This is a genomic window from Rhodovulum sp., assembly GCF_011048875.1.
Classification (GTDB): Bacteria; Pseudomonadota; Alphaproteobacteria; order Rhodobacterales; family Rhodobacteraceae; genus Rhodovulum; species Rhodovulum tesquicola.
Genome location: NZ_DSDD01000485.1, coordinates 1 through 1,528, shown reverse-complemented (window position 1 = coordinate 1,528; position 1,528 = coordinate 1). Strand labels below are relative to the sequence as shown.

Annotated in this window: 2 protein-coding genes; one reads left to right on the top strand and one right to left on the bottom strand. The window is 65.8% G+C overall.

The features are described from left to right. Positions 1-595, top strand: a 595-nt coding sequence (locus tag ENN83_RS16360; protein ID WP_287188845.1) for an IS5 family transposase, incomplete at its 5' end; no start/stop codon positions are given. 38 nt (positions 596-633) lie between these two features. On the opposite strand, the gene ENN83_RS16355 is transcribed toward ENN83_RS16360, so the two are convergent. Next, positions 634-1,146, bottom strand: coding sequence for a hypothetical protein (locus tag ENN83_RS16355; RefSeq protein WP_287188843.1), 513 nt, complete (start codon positions 1,144-1,146; stop codon positions 634-636). Positions 1,147-1,528 lie beyond the last annotated feature (382 nt).

Here is a 1,528-nt window from a genome sequence, read left to right as displayed (position 1 = left end):
GCACGGGCTGACCGAGGCGATCTTTGCGGATGTGAACGCGCAGCTCGCCGACAAGGGGATCACGCTGCGCTCGGGCACGTTGGTGGATGCCACAATCATCGACGCGCCATCCTCGACAAAGAACAAAGCCAGGGCGCGCGATCCCGAGATGTCATCGACGAAGAAGGGCAACGACTGGTATTTCGGGATGAAGGCCCACATTGGCGTCGATGCCGACAGCGGCGTGACACACAGCCTGGAGACCACGACGGCGAAACTGCACGACAGCCAGGTCTGGGACGCATTGCTGCATGGGGACGAGACCTCGGTCTGGGCCGACAAGGGCTATGTCTTCGCCGATGGGGGCTACGCCGGACCGAAACTGCGCGGTGCCCCCATCGCGCTCGGGCGCTGGACATTGCAGATCGTCAAGCGTTCCGACAGCGCCAGGGGCTTCGAGCTGCTGCCGCGCAGATGGGTTGTCGAGCGCACCTTCGCTTGGCTCGGTCGCTGCCGTCCTCTGGCGAAGGATTGGGAGAAATCCATCGAAAGCGCCGAAGCCTGGGTGCTCATCGCCCATATCCGCCGCATGGCCCGCCTCCTTGCAACAGATTGAAATCGCCTACTCCATTTTGAATCAGACTCTAAGAGCGATTAAAGGGCCGAGCGCTGCCGATCTCGCCACGCGCTACGGGATGCGCGGCTTAACCGCCGGCTTGGGGTGATGCGTGCTGCATCGGCGCACCGCAGCCGGTCGTGGATGATCTGCAAGAGCAGCATGCACACCCCGGCAGCGCCCGGCAACAGCTCGGTCAACGCCTTCCAATGCACGCGCACCAGGTCGACCCGGCCGCGGTTTGCTGCATGGGCCACCCGGTTCACGTTCACCCCGATCCGGTGCAGCTCCCGGTGCAGGCCCTCCAGCGCGTCGCTGTCGGCACGGCTGAACTCGAGAAACCCGCCGCTCATCCGGATGATCGACCTCAGCCAGTCGGAGCGCGAGGCTGCCCCCATCTGCGTGCAGAGCGCGTCGAACACGCCGATCTCCTCGGACCAGAGTCGGCAGATCACCACCTGGCCCGCGGTCGTGGCCGCCGCATCGCACCGCAGGCGGCTGTCCCGTTTCCCCTTCCCCGCGCCCTGTCCCGCATCGGGCGTCTCGGCCACGGCTGCTCCACCTGCCGGCGAGCCATGGGCAAGCTACTCGGGTGCAAGGGAAAACCGCTCCGGCACTTGGTGTAGACATGCTGCATTTCCTGCCAGTCTTCTTCCCTTCTCCCTAAGCCTCGTCTCAACCGGCGCATGAGTCCCCTGGGGACATGCGACACCTCTGGCGCGGCCGCACCCAGGGCGGCGCCGGGCAGCACCGCGTCGCCGGGGTCCGAAGGTCGGCCGGGCGGCGGGCGCATTCCGGAACGCCGAAGGACGATGCGCGACATCCGAGGGTCGCGTCCCAAGGGCCGAGGGCCGATCACGGAAGGCGGCATTCCCATTGCCGGAGATCGATGGCCAATGGCCGAAAGCAGATTTTCGAGGATCGAGACCGGAT